Source organism: Streptomyces sp. NPDC044063 (assembly GCF_056434285.1).
Genome location: NZ_JBWKFM010000052.1, coordinates 1 through 20,348, shown reverse-complemented (window position 1 = coordinate 20,348; position 20,348 = coordinate 1). Strand labels below are relative to the sequence as shown.

At 73.3% G+C, this 20,348-nt stretch carries 17 protein-coding genes; 9 read left to right on the top strand and 8 right to left on the bottom strand.

Annotation, left to right across the window (positions count from 1 at the left end; genetic code table 11):
* Nucleotides 1–118 precede the first annotated feature (118 nt).
* The 4 genes from AC07BS_RS34240 to qcrB form a co-directional block, all read right to left on the bottom strand.
* The gene (locus AC07BS_RS34240) at nt 119–973 is read right to left on the bottom strand and encodes an isocitrate lyase/PEP mutase family protein (protein ID WP_478643883.1); all 855 of its coding nucleotides are present in this window, start codon (nt 971–973) and stop codon (nt 119–121) included.
* Between the two features lie 513 nt (nt 974–1,486).
* Entirely contained in the window at nt 1,487–2,593 is a 1,107-nt protein-coding gene (locus AC07BS_RS34235) for a PP2C family protein-serine/threonine phosphatase (RefSeq protein WP_478935482.1), read from the bottom strand.
* An 82-nt stretch (nt 2,594–2,675) separates the two neighbouring features.
* Nucleotides 2,676–2,978, bottom strand: coding sequence for a hypothetical protein (locus AC07BS_RS34230; protein ID WP_478643887.1), 303 nt, complete (start codon nt 2,976–2,978; stop codon nt 2,676–2,678).
* 29 nt (nt 2,979–3,007) lie between these two features.
* Nucleotides 3,008–4,687 (bottom strand): cytochrome bc1 complex cytochrome b subunit, encoded by a 1,680-nt coding sequence (qcrB, locus tag AC07BS_RS34225; RefSeq protein WP_478935481.1) that lies wholly within the window; start codon nt 4,685–4,687, stop codon nt 3,008–3,010.
* A 322-nt stretch (nt 4,688–5,009) separates the two neighbouring features.
* On the opposite strand from qcrB, the gene AC07BS_RS34220 reads away from it, so the two are divergent.
* Both AC07BS_RS34220 and AC07BS_RS34215 read left to right on the top strand, forming a co-directional pair.
* Complete coding sequence (locus AC07BS_RS34220; RefSeq protein WP_478935480.1) at nt 5,010–7,040, top strand: M6 family metalloprotease domain-containing protein; 2,031 nt, start codon at nt 5,010–5,012, stop codon at nt 7,038–7,040.
* Between the two features lie 399 nt (nt 7,041–7,439).
* Entirely contained in the window at nt 7,440–9,269 is a 1,830-nt protein-coding gene (locus tag AC07BS_RS34215) for a transglycosylase domain-containing protein (RefSeq protein ID WP_478935479.1), read from the top strand.
* A gap of 3 nt (nt 9,270–9,272) precedes the next feature.
* Here the strand turns inward: AC07BS_RS34215 and AC07BS_RS34210 are convergent, their stop codons facing one another.
* Nucleotides 9,273–9,707 carry a hypothetical protein gene (locus AC07BS_RS34210; protein WP_478935478.1) on the bottom strand — a complete coding sequence of 145 codons (435 nt, stop codon included), beginning with the start codon at nt 9,705–9,707 and terminating at the stop codon, nt 9,273–9,275.
* A gap of 56 nt (nt 9,708–9,763) precedes the next feature.
* Here AC07BS_RS34210 and AC07BS_RS34205 point away from each other — a divergent pair, with 56 nt between their 5' ends.
* Nucleotides 9,764–10,084, top strand: a complete 321-nt coding sequence (locus AC07BS_RS34205) for a hypothetical protein (protein ID WP_478643898.1) — start codon at nt 9,764–9,766, stop codon at nt 10,082–10,084.
* Between the two features lie 29 nt (nt 10,085–10,113).
* On the opposite strand, the gene AC07BS_RS34200 is transcribed toward AC07BS_RS34205, so the two are convergent.
* A complete protein-coding gene (locus AC07BS_RS34200) occupies nt 10,114–10,881 on the bottom strand; it encodes a hypothetical protein (RefSeq protein WP_478935476.1) in 768 nt (255 codons plus the stop codon).
* Between the two features lie 117 nt (nt 10,882–10,998).
* A complete protein-coding gene (locus AC07BS_RS34195; RefSeq protein ID WP_478935475.1) occupies nt 10,999–12,063 on the bottom strand; it encodes a uroporphyrinogen decarboxylase/cobalamine-independent methonine synthase family protein in 1,065 nt (354 codons plus the stop codon).
* 247 nt (nt 12,064–12,310) lie between these two features.
* Between AC07BS_RS34195 and AC07BS_RS34190 the strand changes: the two genes are divergently transcribed.
* Nucleotides 12,311–13,213, top strand: a complete 903-nt coding sequence (locus AC07BS_RS34190; RefSeq protein ID WP_478935474.1) for an endonuclease/exonuclease/phosphatase family protein — start codon at nt 12,311–12,313, stop codon at nt 13,211–13,213.
* Here AC07BS_RS34190 and AC07BS_RS34185 read toward each other — a convergent pair.
* Entirely contained in the window at nt 13,208–13,618 is a 411-nt protein-coding gene (locus tag AC07BS_RS34185; protein WP_478643904.1) for a hypothetical protein, read from the bottom strand. The genes AC07BS_RS34190 and AC07BS_RS34185 overlap by 6 nt on opposite strands.
* Before the next feature lie 385 nt (nt 13,619–14,003).
* Here AC07BS_RS34185 and AC07BS_RS34180 point away from each other — a divergent pair, with 385 nt between their 5' ends.
* The 5 genes from AC07BS_RS34180 to AC07BS_RS34160 all read left to right on the top strand — a co-directional run bounded on the left by AC07BS_RS34180 (nt 14,004) and on the right by AC07BS_RS34160 (nt 20,240).
* Nucleotides 14,004–14,684, top strand: a complete 681-nt coding sequence (locus AC07BS_RS34180; RefSeq protein WP_478935472.1) for a hypothetical protein — start codon at nt 14,004–14,006, stop codon at nt 14,682–14,684.
* 139 nt (nt 14,685–14,823) lie between these two features.
* Nucleotides 14,824–17,544, top strand: a complete 2,721-nt coding sequence (locus AC07BS_RS34175; RefSeq protein WP_478935471.1) for a winged helix-turn-helix domain-containing protein — start codon at nt 14,824–14,826, stop codon at nt 17,542–17,544.
* A 102-nt stretch (nt 17,545–17,646) separates the two neighbouring features.
* Nucleotides 17,647–18,069 (top strand): DUF7144 family membrane protein, encoded by a 423-nt coding sequence (locus AC07BS_RS34170; RefSeq protein ID WP_478935470.1) that lies wholly within the window; start codon nt 17,647–17,649, stop codon nt 18,067–18,069.
* A gap of 420 nt (nt 18,070–18,489) precedes the next feature.
* Nucleotides 18,490–19,503: an ETX/MTX2 family pore-forming toxin gene (locus tag AC07BS_RS34165; protein ID WP_478643911.1), complete on the top strand. Its 1,014-nt coding sequence runs from the start codon at nt 18,490–18,492 to the stop codon at nt 19,501–19,503.
* Between the two features lie 140 nt (nt 19,504–19,643).
* Nucleotides 19,644–20,240, top strand: a complete 597-nt coding sequence (locus tag AC07BS_RS34160) for a hypothetical protein (RefSeq protein WP_478935468.1) — start codon at nt 19,644–19,646, stop codon at nt 20,238–20,240.
* Nucleotides 20,241–20,348 lie beyond the last annotated feature (108 nt).

Here is a 20,348-nt window from a genome sequence, read left to right as displayed (position 1 = left end):
GCCTTCCTCGTGTGGGGGGGGCGGTGGGGGTTTTTTCTTTTCGCTGTGGGGGGGGGGGGGGGGTTGTTTTTCCCCCCCCCCCCCCCCCCCCCCCCCCCCCCCCCCGGTGGTGGCGTGGTCAGCCCACGGGCTCCCGGTCGTGGTGCCTGCTGATGTTGCGCTCCAGCAGGGCCAGGGACTCGGCGACGCCGATGCTGTCCGCGGTGTGCCGCGGCAGCCGGCCGTCGGCCTTCTTCAGCTCCGACAGCGCGCTGTCGATGGCGCTCTGCGCGGCGAAGAGGCAGGGCGTGCTGTAGATGGCGACGTTGACGCCCAGGTCGCCGAGCTCCGACAGGGACAGCCGGGGCGACCTGCCGCCCGCGATCTGGTTGAACAGCAGCGGCTTGTCGCCGATGACCCTGCGCACCTTGGTGATCCAGTCGACGCTGCGCACGCCGTCGACGAGGATCACGTCCGCGTCGGTCGCCGCCAGCGCCTTGGCGCGGCGCAGGATCTCGTCCTCCTCCGTCGCGTCGGTCCGGGCGACGACCACCAGGTCGCGCCGCGTCTCGAGCACCATGGTGAGCTTCTCCAGGTACTCCTCCAGCGGCAGGACCTGCTTGCCGTCGACGTGCCCGCAGCGCCGGGGCCGCTTCTGGTCCTCCAGGATGACGCCGGAGGCGCCGGCCGCCTCCAGCTGGGCGACCACGTGGCAGGCGGTCTCGGGGTCGACGTAGCCGTCGTCGATGTCGACGAGCAGGTGCTGGCGCGGGAAGGCCAGGCGGAGGCGCTGGACGAAGGCCACGATGTCCGGCCAGGCGATGAAACCGATGTCGGGCAGGCCGTAGTGGGACGCGGCGAACCCGAAGCCGGAGACGAACATGCCGTCGTAGTGCTGGGCCGAAACGGACGCGGAGAACATGTCGAAGACGCCGATGAGCGGTGTGGTGCCCTCGCTCTCGACGGCGGTGCGCAGCCGCTGCGCGTGACTCATGGGTATCCTCCCGGCAGTTGGTCTGTGGTGGTGTCCGTCGCCGCCGGCTCCTCGCCCGCGAAGCTCGGGCCGGCAGGTCTGCTCACGGCACCCCGCGGGCCGGCGTGCGCGGGGGCGGCCGTCCCGGACACCGTCCGGTGCGGTCCGCCCTCGTCCGAGCACCGTGCCCGGCCGGCGGGGATTGCCAAGATAGAGTCACGTCTCGGCTAAGCGTTAGTAAAAGAACGCCACTTGGGGCACATTCGCGCCGCTCGCCGAGCGATCGGATGCGGCCAGCCGGGCTCCGGCCGCCGCGCGGTCCGTACGGCGCGCCGGCCGCCGTCCCGGGCCCGTACGACGCGCCGACCACCGGTGTTGCCCCCGGGCCCGCCGGCGCCGGGCCATGCCGCGGCGCACCGCCCGGACCGCCCGGTTCCGGGGACCGGCGGGAAGCGTTCCGCGCGGCGGCCGCCCGGAAGGGCCGGATTGCTTCGTTCCCCTCCCCCGCCGCGCCCTCGGCCGCCCCGCCGCCGGTCAGGGACACCGCTGGAGGGCGACCAGCGCGACGTCGTCGTCGAGCGCCCCGCCCACATGCGCGAGGAGGTCCTGGTGGACGCGGTGGACGAGCAGCGCGGGGTCGCTCTCCCCCCATGCGGCGAGGCGGTCGGCGAGCGGGTAGAAGACGCCCCGGGAGTCCCGGGCCTCGACGACCCCGTCGGTGTAGAGCAGGAGCAGGTCGCCCTCCCGGTAGGGGAAGATCGCGGGCGTGTAGTCGCGCTCCGAGACGTCGCCGGCCAGTCCGAGCGGGAGGGCGGGCTCGCTCAGGAGCGGGCTGACCGTACCGTCGCTCAGCAGCAGGGGCGGGGGGTGGCCGCAGTTGATCAGCTGGACCGACGGCTCGTCGTCCGGGATCTCCAGGACCAGGGCGGTCACGAAGCTCTCCCCTGCCGCCGCGTCGTCGATGAGGCCCTCCACGTCCCAGTAGACGGTGTTCTGCAGGTGCGCGACCAGCCGGGGGAAGGGCGGGTAGCGGTGCGCGGCCGCGCGGAAGGCACCCAGCAGCAGGGCGGCGTCCCCGACGGCCGTCAGCCCCTTGCCGCGCACGTCCCCGATCATGACCCGGGTCCCGTCCCGGGTGCGGACGGCCGCGTAGAGGTCACCGCCGATCCGGGCCTCGGCCTCGGCGGCCACGTAGACCGAGGCGATGCGCAGCGGGCCGATGCGCGGCGGGAGCGGCTGGAGCAGCACCTTCTGCGCCACGTCGGCCACCGACCGCACCCGGTCCAGGGCCCGCTCGTGGCGCGCGTGGACGGCGCGGAAGGCCACGATGAAGACGGTGGCCAGGAAGAGCGCCACGGTCTGGGCCTGGTTGTCCGGCGTCATCGCCCGGCCGAAGATGAAGGCCAGGAAGATCTGGGCGGATACGGCCAGGGCGCCGACCGCGGCGGTCAGCCGGGGGCCGCCGATGGCCGCGGCGAGCGCCGGGGCGGCGACGAGTAGCGGTCCGAGGTGGATGTCCGGCCCGGTCACCAGGTCGAGCACCATGATCACCACGATGAGCCCGAGCGGTACCGCGATCAGGGCGGGGTGGTAGCGCCGCACCCGGCCGAGGAGGCCCGCGGAACCCTGCGGAAGGCTCATCTCTCCTGCTTACTCCCCCCGGGCCCCCGGCGCCCCCCGAGGCGTCCGCCCGGCCCCGGGCCCGGCGGCCGGTCCACCGGTGTCAGGGGCCGGGCGGCCCGTCGGGTGCGCCGGCCGGCAGGGTCCAGTCGTTGACCAGCCGCCGGGCCCGTCCGGCGTCGTCGGCGAAGACCAGCACCTGGAGCGTCCAGGGGGCGCTCCCGCGCCGCCGGTGGGTGTAGGGGGCGACGGTGGAGCGGATCCGCCAGGCGGCGAGGAACCGGCGGATCTCCTCGGCGGCGGTGGGCGTGGCGACGTTCGCCACCGGGACCAGCAGGCCGTAGGGGTAGGGCCGGCCCCGGGCCAGGGCCCGGGCGAGGAGGCCGGCGCCCGGCAGTCGTCTCACGGATCACCGCCCTGCCCGGTGCGTCGCGGTCAGTGGCTGCGCTCGGCGACCGGCTCGTGCTCGGCGCCGTGCGCGTGCGCCTCCTGGATCTCCCGGTGCTCGGCCGCCGTCGGCTTGGCGATCTGGCCGCCGGGACCGAAGTACGCCTGGGACAGCCGGACCCGGAACCGCTCCGTCCAGGAGATCTTCCGCCGGGTGCCGTTCTCGTCCACCTCCGGCGGGAGCTCGCGCGGGGCGTACTGCTCGTGCGCGGTCAGCGAGTAGAGGCTGGACTGCGGCAGCGGCTCGTGGACCTCGACGAACTCCCCGTGCGGCTTGCGGACGATGATGCCCGCCTCGCGGCCGTGGAGGACCTTCTCCCGGTCGCGGCGCTGGAGCCCCAGGCACCACCGCTTGACGACGACGAAGACGAGCACGGGCAGGACGAAGAACCCGATGCGCACGGTCCAGGTGATGGCGTTCAGCGAGAGGCTGAAGTGCGTGGCGAAGAGGTCGTTGCCGCCGCCGACCAGCAGGAGCGCGTACTCGGAGATCCAGGCGGCGCCGAACGCGGTACGGGAGGGGTTGTTGCGGGGCCGTTCCGCGATGTGGTGCTCGCGTTTGTCCCCGGTGAGCCAGGACTCGAAGAAGGGATAGAGCCACAGCGAGAGCAGGATCGCGGGGAAGACCAGCAGCGGGATGAGCACGCCCAGCACCAGGGTGTGCCCCAGGAAGTTGATCTCCCAGCCGGGCATCACGCGGATGAGGCCCTCGGAGTAGCCCATGTACCAGTCGGGCTGCGCGTCGGTGGTGACCTGGTCCGGCCGGTAGGGGCCGTACGACCAGATCGGGTTGACCTGCGCGATGGCGGAGAAGACGGACAGGATGCCGAAGACGAGGAAGAAGAAGCCGCCGGCCTTGGCCATGTACACCGGCATCAGGGGCATGCCGACGACGTTCCTGTTGTTCCGGCCGGGGCCGTAGCCCTGGGTGTGCTTGTGGTAGAAGACCAGCATCAGGTGGGCGGCCAGCAGCGCGACCATGATGCCGGGGATCAGCAGCACATGGACGGTGAACATGCGCGACACCCAGATGGTGCCCGGGAACTGGCCGCCGAAGATGAAGAACACCAGATACGTGCCGATGATCGGCAGGGAGAGGATCGCGCCCTCCATGAACCGGATGCCGGTGCCGGAGAGCAGGTCGTCCGGGAGCGAGTAGCCCATGAAGCCGTCGAACATGCCGAGGATCAACAGGCCAGCGCCGATGAGCCAGTTGAGCTCGCGCGGCTTGCGGAACGCGCCGGTGAAGAAGACGCGCATCATGTGCACCAGCATCGCCATGATGAAGACCAGCGCCGCCCAGTGGTGCAGCTGACGCAGCAGCAGCCCGCCCTTGACGTCGAAGCTGATGTCGAGCGTCGACTTGTACGCCTGCGACATCAGGACGCCTTCGAGCGGCGCGTACGGCCCGACGTAGTGGACCTCGTCCATGCTGGGCTTGAACCACAGCGTCAGATAGACGCCGGTCAGGATGATGATGACGAACGAGTAGAGCGCGACCTCGCCCAGCATGAAGGACCAGTGGTCCGGGAAGATCTTCCGCAGGTTCGGCTTGGCGAGCGAGAAGACGCCGATCCGGCCGTCGGCCCAGGTCGCGAGCCGCTCCCCCTTCGACGCCCGGTCGGTCGAGCCCGATCCGGCCGCAGGGGTGGTTGGGGTGTTCGTCATGCTCTGCGCTCCCGGACCCTGATGGGCGGCATCTCCTCGCCTGCCCCTTCTTCGTGAATGAGCGAATCTTTATGAACGGGCGAAATCCGCCCTTTCTGACGCCGTGCCCCATCCTCCACCCTTTCAGCCGCAGCACGCGTGATTTGCGAGGAGTGTCGGGTCGGGTGGGGCACCCGGGCCGGACCCCGGCCCGGCCGCCCCGGGAACGGCGCGCGGGCACTCTGGCGCCACCCTCCTCCCCGCTCTACCTTGGCCACTGCGGCCTCGGACATCCCGCTGGTTGTCATGCCCCCATCCAACGACTCCGGGCAAGAGGTGAACCTTGTCCCTCCGCCACAGACACATCCGCCGATTACGCCGAACGGGCCTCATCGCCGCGCTCTTCGGCACGCTCGCCGCCGTCGCGGCCGGTCCCGCCGGGGCCGCGCCGGACACCGCTCCCCGTCCCCGGCCGGCCCTCGTCCAGCCGGTCGACCCGCAGCACTGGCGCAACCCCGACGACATGACGTGGGCCGACTACCGCGCGGTGCCCGGCACCCGCTGGGCCGACCCCGCCGTCAAGCCGACCACACGCATGTTCAAGGGCGCGCTGGTCCTCCTCGACTACCCGGACGAGGAGTTCTCCGCGAGCAGGCCGCCCGGCGGCGGCCGGTTCGGCAACCCGCGGCCGGAGGCCTCGGGCGTCCCCCGCGAGCGACTGGCGCGGTTCTACCAGGACTTCCTCAACACGCCCGGACCGCTCAACCACGGCCACACCATCAACGAGTACTGGATGGAGGACTCCGGCGGCCGCTTCGGCGTCGAGCTGACCTCGTTCGGCGTCTACCGCATGCCGGGGAAGTCGTACCAGTACGGCATCGAGCCCGGGATGAACCCCGGCGCCTGCCCGTCCGGCGACACCTGCGGCAAGGACATCCGCGCCGACGGGAAGCGCGCCTGGGTCGCCGACGTGGGCGCGGACCGGCCCGGCGACTTCGACTTCGTCTTCTACCTCACCGCCGGCGTGGACGAGTCCTCCGCCTGGCAGGAGTTCGGGCCGATGACATTCGCCTCGCCCGAGGAGGTGCCGGCCGCCTGGGGCCCGCCCTCCCCCATCCCCTCCGGGGGCAACGCGGCCCGGACACGCTATGTGCCGTGGACCTCCTGGCAGGCCGCCGCCCGCATCTGGCCCAACGCGGCGGACGGCTCCTCCACCCAGGCCGAGAGCTCCGGCATGGCCACCTTCGCCCACGAACTCAGCCACATCCTGGGCATCGGGGACAACTACAACAACCCCTACGGCACCCCGCTCAGCCGCGCCTACACCGGCATCTGGGGCATGCTCTCGCGCGGCTCCTTCAACGGCCCCGGCGGACCGCACACCCGCTGGCGGATCCCCGCCACGGCGGGCGGCTCGATGGGCGCCCAGCACGTCCTGCGGGACAAGATGAAGCTCGGCATCGTCGACGGGAAGAACGTCCTGCGACTCGACCGCGACGCCCTCAAGGACTCCGGACCCGTCGTCGCCCGGATCACCGCCCGCTCGGCGCCGCCCGGCGAGCAGGGCCTCGCCGGCGTGAACATCACCATGGGCCGCGACCTCTCCCCGTCCTGCGACCGGGCCACCGACCCGCTGTGCGACGGCGGCGGCTACGAGAACTACACGGTCGAGGTCGTCGACCGCATGGGCATGGACTCCTTCACCCCCGACCACGGCGTCCTGCTGGGCAAGACCAAGAACGCCGACCGCGCCCCCTTCGCCTGGGTGGTCGACGCCCACCCCGAGGACATCGGCATGGTGGACTTCCGGCGCCCCGACGGCACCCCGCAGAAGATCACCATCGGTGACTACCGGCAGCTGAGCGACGCCCTCTTCCACGCCGGGGCCGACTCCGGCAGCTCGTACGAGTACGTCGACCGGGCCAACCGGCTGCACTTCTACATCATCGGCATGCGACGGGACGCCGCCGGCGTGCTCTCCTACGACATCGGCGTCCGCTCCCTGGACGGCTCCGGCCCGCGGGAGCGCGGTGTGGCCCTCGGCCGGGGCACCGCCCGGGGCAAGCCCGCCGACGGCCGCGCCCTGTGCACCTTCGGGCTGGCCAACACCGGCCGGCCGGCGCCGGACGGCGACCGGCGGCTGTCGTCGGACGTCTACCGGCTGTCCGCCGAGACCTCGGGACGCGGCTGGTCCGCCTGGCTGCCCAACCGCCTGGCCACCGCCTCCGCCAGCACCTCCGTGCCGGTCGACGTCGCCGTGACCGCGAAGGCGGGCGCGGCCCGGAACGGCAAGATCACGCTCACCGCCCGCTCGGAGAGCGACCCGCGCAGGACGGCCACGGCCACCTGCTCGCTCACCGCGTCGGGGAGGTAGGACCCGCGGCACGACCGCACCCGGGGCCCCGGCCGGCGACCGGCCGGGGCCCCGCCGGCATACGGCCACCCGCCATACGACCGCCCGTCATACGGCCACCACACCGCCATCACACCGCCGTCACACGGTCATCACCTGTCACACAACCATCATCTGAAACAGCCAACCGGTCACCCTCCGAAGATCGTCTTCTCCGGTGTCCCCGACTTCCCCCCGAGTCCCAGCGTCGAGGTGCAACCGGCAGTGAGCAGACACCGGAGTACGTCCCCCCGGGGTACGTCCCGCCCCCGCAGGAACCGCACGCCCGATGCGGCGGCCGGCAGACGGTTCATCGACTACCCACGCCGCGGCAGGCGCGGCGTCCGGCGGTGGCTGCCGTCGTGGCGCCAGCTCGCCTCGGTGTTAACTCTCGGCGTGGGCTGCCTGGCCGGCCTCTTCGCCTGGGCCTACACCACCTTCGACATACCGGACGAGAACGCCGCGGCCCGCCGGGAGGCCAACACCTACTACTGGTCGGACGGCACCCAGATGGTGAGCGTGGGCGCCTTCAACCGCAACATCGTCAGCCTGTCGGACGTGCCGAAGTCCGTCCAGCACGCGGTGATCGCCGCCGAGAACGAGAGCTTCTACCGGGATTCCGGCGTCTCGTTCCAGGGCATCGTCCGGGCCTTCGCCAGCACCGTCAACGGCGAGGAGACCCAGGGCGGCTCCACCATCACCCAGCAGTACGTGAAGAACACCTACCTCTCCCAGGAGCAGACCGTCTCCCGGAAGCTCAAGGAGTTCGTCATCTCCCTGAAGGTGGACCGGACGAAGAGCAAGGACGAGATCCTCCAGGGATACCTCAACACCAGCTGGTTCGGGCGCGGCGCCTACGGGATCGAGGCGGCGGCGCAGGCCTACTACGGCGTTCCGGCCAAGAAGCTGAACCCCGGCCAGGGCGCCCTCCTCGCCGCCCTCCTCAAGGGCGCCGACCTCTACGACCCGTCGACGAGCGCGAACAACCACGCGCGGGCCGTGGACCGCTGGAAATGGATCCTCGACCGGCAGGTCAAGGCCGGCCTCATGGACAAGGAGGAGCGCGAGAAGTACCGGACCTTCCCGGAGCCGCGCAAGCAGTCCACGTCCACCAGTCTGGGCGGCCAGACGGGCTACCTGGTCGACGTCGCGAACAAATACCTGAAGCAGCGCACTCTGCTCACCGACCAGGAGCTCGCCCAGGGCGGCTACAAGATCTACACGACCTTCGACAAGAAGCGCGTGCGGCAGCTGAACGCCGCGGTGGAGGGCGTACTGGCGAAGAACATCGACCCGAAGAAGCGTTCCGCCGACGAGGGCGTCCAGGTGGGCGCCGCGTCGGTCCGGCCCTCCGACGGCGCGGTCCTCGCCCTCTACGGCGGACCGGACGCCACCCAGCACTTCACGAACAACGCCGACACCTTCGGCGTGCCCGTGGGCTCGGCCTTCAAGCCGTTCGTGCTGGCCTCGGCGCTCGAGAACGGCGCGCTCCCCGCCAACGGGGACGGCCGGCGGCAGGACGTGCGGCCCGGCAGCTACTACGGCGACGGCGGGCTGAACGTCGCGCCGGACGGCAACGGGCCCGACGACGCCCACCCCACCCTGCGCCAGGCGCTGCTGAGCGGCGGCAACGCCACCTACGTCCAGCTGGGCAAGGACGTGGGGCTGGAGAAGGTACGGGACACCGCCGTACGGACCGGCCTGCTCCGCGACAGCATGGCGGAGCTCGAGCAGACCTTCCCCATCGGCACGTCCACGCCGAGCGCGGTCCGCATGGCGGGGGCGTACGGCACCCTCGTCAGCCACGGCCTGCAGAACGACCCCTACTCGGTGACCCGGCTGCTCAAGGACGGCACGTCCATCGGCGGCTTCGAGAGCAGGGCCAAGGCCCGGCGGGCGCTGGACGCCGACGTGGCGGACGGGGTCGCGGACGTCCTGCGCGAGGCCGGCGCGAAGAGCGCGGACGACATGGACTCCGGCGCCGCCGAGCGCGTCGGGCCCTTCGCGGCCGGCCGCACCGGCGACCAGGACCGGTTGCGGTCGGCGTGGTTCATCGGCTCCACCGACAAGCTCTCCACGGCGGTGACGATGTTCCGCGCGAAGCCGGACGAGCCGCAGCTGCTGCCCATGTCGGACGTGGGCGGCGACACCGAGCAGCGCGGGAACGCGTTCCCCGCGCGCATCTGGGCCGACTACATGAACGCCGGCTGAGGCTCAGGCGTAGGGCAGGACGGAGTACGACGGGTCCTGGGCGGGCGTGATCTCACGCCCGCGCCGGGCGTACGTCTCGGCGAACTCCACCGGCTCGTCGAACCGCAGGGCCGGCAGCGGGCCGGAGACGAACGATTCCTCGGTGCCGAAGGAGTAGCCGACGACGGTGACCTCCTCGCAGGGGCCCTGGGTGTCCACGGACGAGAAGCCCCCGGTGTCCGGCTCCCAGGTACCGCTGGCGGACCACTCCGCCCGCATCTCCAGCCGCCCGGGTTCCGGGCAGTGCCAGCGGAAGCGGGTGACGCTCGTCCCGCCGAGATTGCTGAGCTCGGCCCAGCCGCGGCCGTCCGGCAGGAAGGCGAGGGCGCTGGTCTCCATCACGCCGTAGTCGAAGGGAGCGCTGCTCCAGTGGCCGATCAAGGCGTCGTCGTAGTGCATCCGGGCATCATCCCGCAGCGCCCCGGGCGGTCCCGTGGGAGGGTGGGGCCATGAGCATGAGCGAGCCGACCGGCGAGCTGTTCCGGCAGTGGGTGCACTCCCACGAGGAGGACACCGAGGACGTGACCGTCTACCGTCCGGCCGACCGGCCGCTCCCGCCCGCGCGCGGCCGGCGGGCCATGGACATCGGCGCCGACGGCACGTTCACCGACCACCCCATCGGCCCGGCCGACGTCCCCGGGAGCGTACGGGGCCGGTGGACCGCCAAGGACGGGCGGACGCTCGTCGTCACCTTCGACGAGGCGGACCGGCCGGGGCGGGTCCTCGAGATCGTCCACTGCGACGCCGACATCCTGACGCTCCGCCGGTCGTCCTGACGGTCCGCCGGTCCTGACGCCCGTCCCGGTCAGCGCGCCCGGCGCAGGTGGTTCCGGGCGAGTTCGGCCATGACCGTCTGGGTCTTCGACGCCTGCTGCGGGGCGGGGCTGAGGCCTCGCTCCAGCACGGTGCGTTCCAGGAGCTCCTGGGCGCGCGGGGCGTCGGAGTGCCGGGCGCGCAGGGACAGTTCGAGGAAGCGGAGGCCGTCGTCGCCGACGCTCCAGAACTCGGCGGTGACCGGGTGGACCAGGTCCTGGCGGGCCGGCTTCCACTTGACGGCCCGGACCGGGCCGAGCGCGACGGCGTCCCGCAGGGCGTCGTCCGCGACCCCGGCGCTCGCCAGCAGGTCGCACTGGTCCGGGGTCAGCGGGGGCCGCCCGGAGGGCCCCTCGCCCTCGTCGTCGTCGGGCCGCTCGAAGTCCCCGTCCACCTTGAGCGAGGCCGACCAGACGCGGTTGCGGCCGCTCCAGTCCTCCTCGACCTTGAACTCCCAGCCCTTGCCGTCGCGGTTCTCGCGCCACCGCGCGGGCAGCGCCGCCGGGTCGCACGGCCGGAGCTTCGCGGTGAGGTCGCCCTTGTCGCCCTTGGCCGGCCTGCGCAGCCGGATGATGGCCCCGGCCTCGGCCAGGGGGAGACGAACGCCGTCGCCGTCCGCCCGTGGGGCGTCCCAGAACCAGATGCCGAGGCGCTTGCCGTCCTTGGGGTCGAGCCCCAGGGACCGGCAGGCGTCCTCGGCCGTCCCACCAGAGAGGATGATCTTGATTTCGGCCTCGGCGTTCCTGAACGTATCCGCCATGTCACCTTTTATGACACAGGATGGGTGAACACGCCAACTGGCTGACATTCCAAGGACATTCCCGGGCGGCGTCCCGGCGGCCGCGCGCCGCCGGGACGGACGTCCCGGGGGGCGGCCTCAGAGCCCCAGCGCGCCGGCGGCCAGGGCGGTCCCCTCGACGCGGGCCCGGATCTTGGCGAAGGCCGTCTCGCGCGAGGTGGACGTGTCGTCGGCGAACGGGGAGAACCCGCAGTCGTCGCACGTGCCCAGGCGGTCCGCGGGCAGGTGCCGGGCCGCGGCGAGCACCCGGTCGCGCACCTCCTCCGGCGTCTCGATACGCGGGTCGATCGGGTCGGTCACGCCGACGAAGATCCGCGCCTCGGCGGGCAGGTGGTCGGCGATCGTGGCGAGCACCTTGTCCGGATCCGGTTCACTCGCGAGCTGGACGTAGAAGGCACCGGCCCGCAGGCGCAGCAGCCGGGGCAGCAGCTCCGCGTAGTCGACGTCGGCGCTGTGGGTGGAGTCCTGGTCCCCGCCCGGGCAGGTGTGCACCCCGATCCGGGCCCGCTCGGCGTCGGAGAACCGCTCCAGGACCCGGTTGTTGAGCGCGATGAACTGCTCCAGCACGCCGCCGGACGGGTCCAGCTTCAGCGAGAGGCGCGCCTCGGTGAAGTCGATCTGGACGGCGTGGGCGCCCGCCTCCAGGCAGCGGCGGATGTCCGCCTCCGCCCCGGACACCACGTCGTCGAGGAACGTCTCGCGCGGATAGCCGTCGATCCCGTCGGCGGGGTAGAGCAGGCTCAGCGCCGAGGCGGCGATGACGGCCTGCTTGACCGGGACGTTCGCGTGCCGGAGGGCGGCCGTGAGGTAGCGGTCGGCGTGGACGGCGTAGCGCAGCGGACCGCCCGTGAGCCGGGGCAGCCGCCGCGTGTGCCCGTCGGCGAACGGGATCACGACCCCGTCGGGCGCCAGCCGGTCGAAGCCCGTGAGGGGGTACGTCGCGAAGCTCGGTTTGGCCTGCTCGCCGTCGGTGACGACCGGCAAGCCGGTCTCCTCCAGGCGGCGGATTGTGTCGCGGACCGCGAGGTCCTGCGCGGCGGCGAGCTCGGCGTCGCCGAGTTCGCCCGTGGCGTGGGCCGCCAGGGCGGCCAGCAGCTCGGGGGTACGGGGGATGCTGCCGATGGGCTCGGTGGGAATCGTCACCCGGGGGAGGCTAGGTACGGGCCACCGGAGCGGCAATCGCACAGGTGAACTCCCCCGTGTCCGGAACACGTCGGAGAGCATTTCCGGCCATCTCCGCCCGCTCACCGGAAGGGGCGATTACGGTGGCCCGCCGTCCGGGAAGGAAGGTGACGCCCGTCGCCGAGCCGGACCCCGGAGGCCGCCCGTGCACAGATCCGCGCCCACGCCCGGGACCGGACCCGCGCCCCGTCCCCGGAACGGACCGCCGGTGAGCCGCCGGGCGGCCCTGTACGCGGCCGGCGCCGTGACCGCGGGGCAGGCGCTCGCCGCCCCCGCCGCGGCGGCCGCGCCGCGGGACCGGGGGCGGGAGCGGGCCCTGCGGGTGATGAGCTTCAACCTGCGGTTCGCGTCCGAGACGGGCCCCCACCCCTGGTCCGAGCGCCGCCCGGTCATGCGCGGCCTCCTGCACCGGACGCGCCCCCACCTGATGGGCACCCAGGAAGGGCTCCACGGGCAGCTGCGGGACATCGCGGACGACCTCGGCGCGCGCTACGCCTGGATCGGTCTGGGCCGGGCCGGGGGCAGCCACGACGAGCACACCGCCCTCTTCTACGACGCCCGGCGGCTCGTGGCCGAGGAGTACGACCACTTCTGGCTGTCCGCCACCCCGGCCCTGATCGGCTCCGCCACCTGGGGCAACACGGTGATCCGCATGGCGAGCTGGGTGCGGTTCACCGACCGGCGCACCGGGGCGCGGTTCTACGCGCTCAACACCCACCTCGACCACGCCCACCAGTACGCGCGCGAGCGGGGCGCCGAGCTGATCACGCGCCGGCTGCGGGAGCTCGACCCGGCCCTGCCCCGCGTGGTGACCGGCGACTTCAACGTCGCCGCGCACCGCAACCCCGTCTACGACGCGATGCTGGACGGCGGAGCGCTCGTGGACACCTGGGACGGTGCCGCCGAGCGCGGTCCCCAGTACGCCACCTTCCACGGCTACGGGCCGCTGGTGCCGGACGGGGACCGCGTCGACTGGATCCTGGCGTCCCGCTCGGTCCGCACACTCCGGGCCGACATCGACACCTATGCCGAGCGGGGCCGCTTCCCCAGCGACCACCTGCCCGTCCGGGCGCTCGTCGACCTGGGGGCCGCCACCGTCACCGGTTCATGACGGACAGGGGACCAGGTCCTCGTCGTCCTCGGTCCGCGTGGCGTCCTCGTTCTCCACGGCGGCCCGCAGCCCGGGGTCGTCGATCGAGTCGGCGGGGTACAGCGCCCGGCCCACCGCGTGGGGCCTGGCATAGACCGCGACGAGCTGGCGGACCTTCAGCGGGTCGGCCACGACCGGCGAGTCGCCCGTGCCGCCGTCCGCGTCGGGCTCGGAGAGCGCCGACCACATCTCCTCCGCCGCGCTCATGAGCTGGTCGGCCTCCTCCTGGGCCCGGCTCCAGTCGCCCGCGCGCAGCGCCCGGTCCATGGCGGAGACCGCCCCCAGGAGGGTGACGTACTCCTCGGCCAGGCGTTCTTCCTCGGCACTGGGCTCGACAAGCTTCGCAGCCAGCTCGGCAGCGTACATGGTTCCTCCGCACAGAGACATGGTCCGAGGGGCTGATGGGGCCTCGGTCCCGGGTATCGTCGCGCGACCGGGGCCGTCCGCTCTTTGTTGACAGCGGAATGGCGGTCATTTGTCACCCGCGCGGTTGAGTCCCGCCCTGTCTACCCCCCGGTAGCCGGTACCGGGCGGCCCGCAACTTCCCGGGAATAGCTGCCGGGTTACGGGACCGGACCGGGGCCGCCGCCCGCGCCGCCGCGGCGCGACGGGAGGACGTCCGGGCGGAGGACGGCGGCAGCACACCGAACCGATCTTCCGTCCATCGGAGGAATCGGCGGCCGATCGTGGCGGTGGCCGCCCGGGGGTGTGCAAGCTGTTGCGGGTGAGGGGATGGCCGAGAACTGCCGCTGTGGTGTTGACCGTTGCCGTCGTACTCGTCCCGGCGGCCGGCGCGGTCGCGGACGGGAACGAGGGCGCGAAGCGAGCGGTGGCCGGTGACACGACGCCGGCCACCGCCCCCGGGGACCGGGCGGCGGTGCCGCCCGACCGGGCGCCGTCGCTCCTCGACGCCGGCGTCCGTCTCGGCCTGCCGGTCGGCGACCTACCGGTCGGCGTGCGGCTGCGCGTCACCGACCGGGGTGCGGGGTGCCTGAGCGTCGTCACGCCGCTGCTGTCCCTCGACGCCGTCTGGCGGGCACCCTGCCGGCTCCCGGAACCGCCGGCGCCGGTGATCCTGCCCGTGGTCCCGCCGCCGCCCCCGGTCCCGGAGCCGCGCGTGGCGCCGGCCGTGCGGCCCGTCGTGTCCGTACCGCCCGCGCCGCCGGCCGTTCCCGCGCCGCCGGAGCCCGCGGCGCCCGCCCGCGCGAAGGCCGCTCCCGCGCCACCGGCCCCGGCGGCGGAGCCGGTCGCCCCACAGCGCGTACGGGCCGCCCCGCCGCGGGTGCGCCGCGCCTACGCCAAGGCGCCGGCGAAGCAGCCCGCCCGCGGCACGTCCGTGGTCACGCTCGCCCTGATCGTGATGGCACCCGCCATCCTGGCCGCCGCCATGCTGCGGCCGCGCTCCGGCACAGGCGGCGGCCGGGGCCGCTGACCTCGGGCGGGGTTCCGTCGGGCCCCGGCCGCCGGGCCGCGCGGGCGCCGCCTCGCGTGGCGATCACCGGCGGGGACGCGCCAGCATGGTGCGGAGCAGCTCGGGGCCTCGCTCGTGCTCGCGCACAGGTGGTGATCGGATGCCCCCGACCGGATACCCCGACCAGGGGGAGCCCTTGCCGGCGGCGAAGTTCGCGGTACCCCCGCTCCCCCGCGCCCATGTGCTCCGAAAACGGCTCCTCGACCGGCTCACCGACGGCGTGAACGGTCCACTGACCCTGGTCACGGGCCCGGCGGGGGCCGGCAAGACCGCGCTCGCCGCCTGCTGGGCCCGTACGGACGGCCGCCCCCGGCCGATGCCCGTCGCCTGGCTGACGCTGGACACGCGCGACGACGCCCCGGACGTCTTCTGGTCCTGCGTCTGCGAGGCCCTGAGCCGCGCGCTGCCCGGTGTGCCCGGCTCCGCGCGCCCGCCCGTGTCCTCCAGGGCCCGCGGCCACGGGCTGCCGGACCGGCTCGCCTCGGCCGTGGCGGCACTGCCCGAACCGGTGGTCCTCGTCCTCGACGGCTTCGAGCGCCTCCCGGGCCGCGACGTCGCGGCCGCCCTGGCGTACACGCTCGACCACGCCGGGCCCCTGCTCCGGCTCGTGCTGACCGGCCGGTCCGCGCCCGCGCTGCCGCTGCACCGCTACCGCGCCGAGGGCCGGCTCACCGAGATCCGGGGGGCCGACCTGTCCTTCACGGCCGCCGAGGCGGCGGAACTCCTGCGCGGACACGGCCTCACCCCCGGCGAGGACACCGTCCGCGCCCTGACCGGGAGGACCGAGGGCTGGGCCACCGGACTGCGGCTGTGCGCCCTGGCCATGCGGGACTCGGACGACCCCGCCGGCTTCGCCCGCTCCCCCGCGGGGCCCGAGCACGCCGTCGCCGACTACCTGCTCGCCGAGGTCCTCGACCACCGCCACCCCGCCGCACGGGACCTGCTCGTACGGACCAGCGTCCTCGACCCGGTCACCCCCGCCCTGGCGGACGCGCTCACGGGCCGCCGTGACGCCGGGCGCGTCCTGGACGGGCTGGTCCGCGCCAACGCCTTCGTCGAGGCGGGCCCGGCACCCGAGCCCGCCTCAGGGGACGCGCCCCCGGGCGCCACCTGGTACCGCCTGCACCCGCTCTTCGCGTCGGTCCTCCGGACGTACCTGCGCACCCGGCGGCCCGAGCTCGCACCGCGCCTCCACGCCCGCGCCGCCCGCCTGCTCGCCGCGGAGGGCCGGCTCGCCGAGGCACTGGAGCAGGCGGCCGAGGCCGGCGACTGGCGGTTCTGCGCCCGCGAGGCCCTCCGGCACGCGCCGGTCGCGGCCCTGCTCGCCGGGCCCGAGGCCGAGCGGATCGCCGGGCTGCTCCACGGCATGCCCACCGACGTGCCCGGCCCCGAGGCGGCCCTGCTGGCCGCCGTGCGGCGCCTGGCGGACCACGACCGCGCGGGGTGCCGCCGCTGGCTCGCCGAGGCCGGGCGCCGCCGGCGCGCCGGACGGGAGCGCCCTGACCCCGTGGTCCGGCACGTCCACGCGCTGCTGCGCCTGCTGAGCGGTGCGTACGAGGGCGGTGCGCGGGAAGAGCGCGTACGGGTCCTGGCGACGGCGCGTACCGCCGGGGCACTCGCGGCCCGCCTGGACCCGGCCCTGGTCGAGGCGCACCCCGAGTTCGAGGCGCTGCGGCTGCTCGGGCTCGGCCGCGCGCTGCTGGCCGCCGGGGACACCGGAGCGGCCCGGGAGAGTCTCGCGGCGGCGGCCGCGGCCTGCGCCGGCGAGAGCACCGTCCTCGTCCGGCACGAGGCCCTCGGCATGCTCGCTTTCGCCGAGAGCGCCGACGGGGCGCTGGGGGCCGCGGAGGAGCACGCGCTGCGGTCCCTCGCGCTGACCGGCCCGCCCGGACGGGGCCCCGGGCGCCGGCACGGGGCCGCGCACCTCGCCCTGGCGGCGGTCGCCTGGGAACGCGACGACCCCGGTGCCGCCCGGCACCACCTCGACGCCGCCGGGGACGGCCCCGACCTGCGCGACGACCCCGTGACGGCGGCCGCGCGAGCCGTCCTCCGCGGGCGCCTGGAACTGGCCGCCGGCCGGCCGCGGGCGGCCCTGGCCGCGCTCGACGAACAGCCCCGCGCGGCCGGGCCCCCCGTCCCGCCGGCCGCCGAGCTCCTGGCCGTGGAGCGCTCCTCCGTCGCCCTGGCCGGCGGCGACGCCCGGGCCGCGGCCGCCGTCCTGCACGGCGCGGGGACCGACGGCCCCGCCGTCGTCCTCGCCCTGGCGCACGCCCGCCTCGCCGAGGGCCGCACCGGGCGGGCGCTACGGCTCGCCCGGCACGCCGACCGGTCCGGCGGGCCCCGGCGGCCGGGCCTGCCGCTGCGGGTCCGCGCGGCGCTGCTGCGGGCGCACGCGGCCCTGCTCGACGGTGACCAGGACACCGCGCGCGAGCTGCTCGCCGGAGCCCTGGAAGCGGCCCGTCCCGAGCGGCTACGCAGGCCCTTCACCGAGGCCGGGCCGTGGCTGTGGCCGCTGCTCGACGGGCCCGGCGGCCACGACGGGGCGGCGCTGCCGTCCGCGTCCTGGATCGCGCGGGAGGGGGGTGCGGGACAGGAGGCGGGGGCTCCCTCACCCGTGCCCGCGCACGTGGAGCCGCTCAGCGCGCGGGAGCTCGAGGTGCTCGGCTGTGTGGCCCGGATGCTGTCCACGGACGAGATCGCGGCCGAGCTCCACCTGTCGGCCAACACCGTCAAGACGCATCTGCGCAGCATCTACCACAAGCTCTGCGTCTCGCGCCGCCGCGCGGCGGTCGAGCGCGGACGCGAGCTGCACCTGCTCTGACCGCCGCCGGGCGGCCGCGACTCACCCGGTTCGGGCGATGCGGGCGGGTCCCGCGGGCGGTGACGCTGAGAAGAGTCGGACACCGACGCTGGAGGTGGAGTCATGTCGTCCTCGCTCAACCCGCGTACCGAGAGGAGCCAGGCCGCGGCCGGCGGACTGACCGTGTTCGCAGCGGTGATGATGCTGGTCATCGGGTTCCTGGACGTGTTCCGGGGCATCATGGCGCTGGTCCACGATCACGTGTACCTGACCACGCCCAACTACATCTTCAAGTTCAACCTGACGGGCTGGGGCTGGATACATCTCCTCCTGGGCATCCTGGCGATCATGGTCGGCATAGGCCTGTTCAAGGTCTCCCTGTGGGCCAGGGTCCTCGGCATCGCGCTGGCGGCCCTGCTGCTCATCGCCAACTTCCTGTCGATCCCCTACTACCCGCTCTGGTCGATCGTGGTCATCGCGCTGTGCGCGTTCGTCATCTGGGGCCTGTGCGTGGTCCAGGGTGAGGAGTCGGGATGGAAGAGTTGACCGGTTGACCGGTCGGTCGGAATGACCGGCCGGACGGCCGGGGCCCCTCCTGGCCGGATGTGTCCGGGCCACCGGGGACGCCGCCCCGCGCGGGCGGCCAGCGGCTCCTGATGAGCGGTCGGCCGCTGCCCCGGTGGCACCACGCGTCCGGACCGGCGGCGGAGGGACCCCCTCGGCGTCGCCCGCATCAGCGGGCGGCGCCTCGCTGTGCGTACGTACATTTCTCGCCACTTCGGCATGCAACTGACGCTACGACATTTTCTGTTACCAGCGGTAGACATGGGGCGAGAGTAACGCCATGATGCGTTTGGGACTCTCTTGACCAAAGTCCCTCCCAGCACGGACGACGGCGGATTCGGCGATCCCGCACGCCACTTCGCCCGTTCCGCCGTCAACGCACGCAAGAAAGTACGGAATTCAATGAGTCATGTCTCCAGACGGCGCCTCCTGACGTTCGCCCCCGCCGCCGGGGTCGCCGCGGCCCTTCCCGTTTCCCTCGCCACTTCCGGCAATGCCTCCGCCGCGCCCCGCCGGCAGGCCGCGGGAAAGGGAAAGGGCGCCACCCGTTCCCTCCAGGAGATAACGGACGCGTGGGGACAGTGGATGGCCAAGGAGCGTTTCCCCAACTCCGGTGGCTGCCGCTACACCGCGTCGACGGATTACGGCAAGCAGAGCTCGCTCGGTGACTACCACCAGCACCAGGTCAAGGTGAAGTACAGCGGGATCGTCTACGACCCCAGCGCCCCCTCCCCCGTGCCCGGCCAGGTCAGCTCCGTGTCCACCAACTACCGCAACGGCACGGACGTCGAGCAGCTCGTCACGTACAGGCAGAGCAAGACGACCGAGCAGGACCTGCGGATCTCGGTGACCGAATCGCTCAAGATCGGCGTCACGATGGAGGTCTCGGCGGAGATACCGGCGGTCGCCAAGGTCAGCGAGACGACGTCGATCGAGGCGAGCCTGTCCTCGACGCAGGAGTTCTCCCACAAGGAGACGCAGAACTGGAGCGTGGACCTCCCGCTGAAGATCCCGGCGAAGTCCGTCGTCGAGGCGTCGCTGGTCGTCGGCACGCAGAAGTACGACATCGACTGGACCGCCACGGTCTCCATGACCGGCAACGTCGCCGTCTGGTTCAACGAGAAGGTCGACCTCAACCACGACGGCGACCTCCACTGGCTGTGGTTCGTGCCGATCGAGGAGGTCCTCCGCGACTGCCGCGCCCACGACATCGTCGACACCACGGGCTACGAGATCACCGCGGACGGCGTGAACGCCTTCGCGAGCGGCACGTTCTCCGGCGGCCAGGGCGTCTCCCTGAACATCAACGCCGTTCAGAAGCCGCTCGACGGACGGCAGAAGCGCGGCGCCGTCGCGCGGACGATTCCCGTCCCGCTCGACCAGCGCGGCAAGCGCGTCATCGCCTCCGGCCGCTGACCTCCGCCCGGCGGGCGGGGCCCACGACCGGCCCCGCCCGCCGGGACGCCGTGGAGGTGCACGTACACTCGTGGGCCAATTCCGGTTTCGGGAACCGGAAAAGCACCACAAACAACGGGGACACCTTGCTGACGCACATCATGTTCGGAACTCGCCGGCGTTCCGTACTCGCCGTGGCCGGCGCGGTACTCGCCGCCACCGCGCTGACCGCCTGCGACGATTCCGGCGACACCACGTCGGGCGGAAACTCCGCGAAGCCGAAATCCTCCGCCGATTCCGCGAAGCCGCTCAAGCTCGGGCAGCCCAACCCGGAGAAGCAGGAGGACGAGCGGTACGGCAAGAAGGGCGAATTCATCATCACGGCGCAGCGCGTCGTCATGGGAAAGGCCTCCGACCTCACCGAACTGGACGCCAGCAAGTACCAGGGGAAGACGCTCGCGTGGGTCTATATGAAGGCCAAGCTCGCCGGCGGTGACAAGGAGATCAAGGGCCCGATGCTGTCGACGGACGTCGGCACCGTCTCCGAGCAGGAACAGCGCGGCACGCACCTCATCCTGATCGGCGACCTCAGCAGCCGGCCGGCCGACTGCAAGGAGCAGAACCTCGACGCCACCTGGAAGCAGGGCGACGAGCAGACGTTCTGCGTTCCCTTCATCGTGCCGGACGGCAAGAAGGTCACGCACGTCACCTACGCCCGGGGCTTCTACAAGGAGCCCCTGAAGTGGGCTACGGAATAGGCACCACGGAACAGCGGAACGAACGGCGGCAGGGGGGGGGGGGGGGGGGGGGGGGGGGGGGGGGGGGGCGGGGGGGGGGGGGGGGGCCGGGGGGGGGGGGGGGGGGGC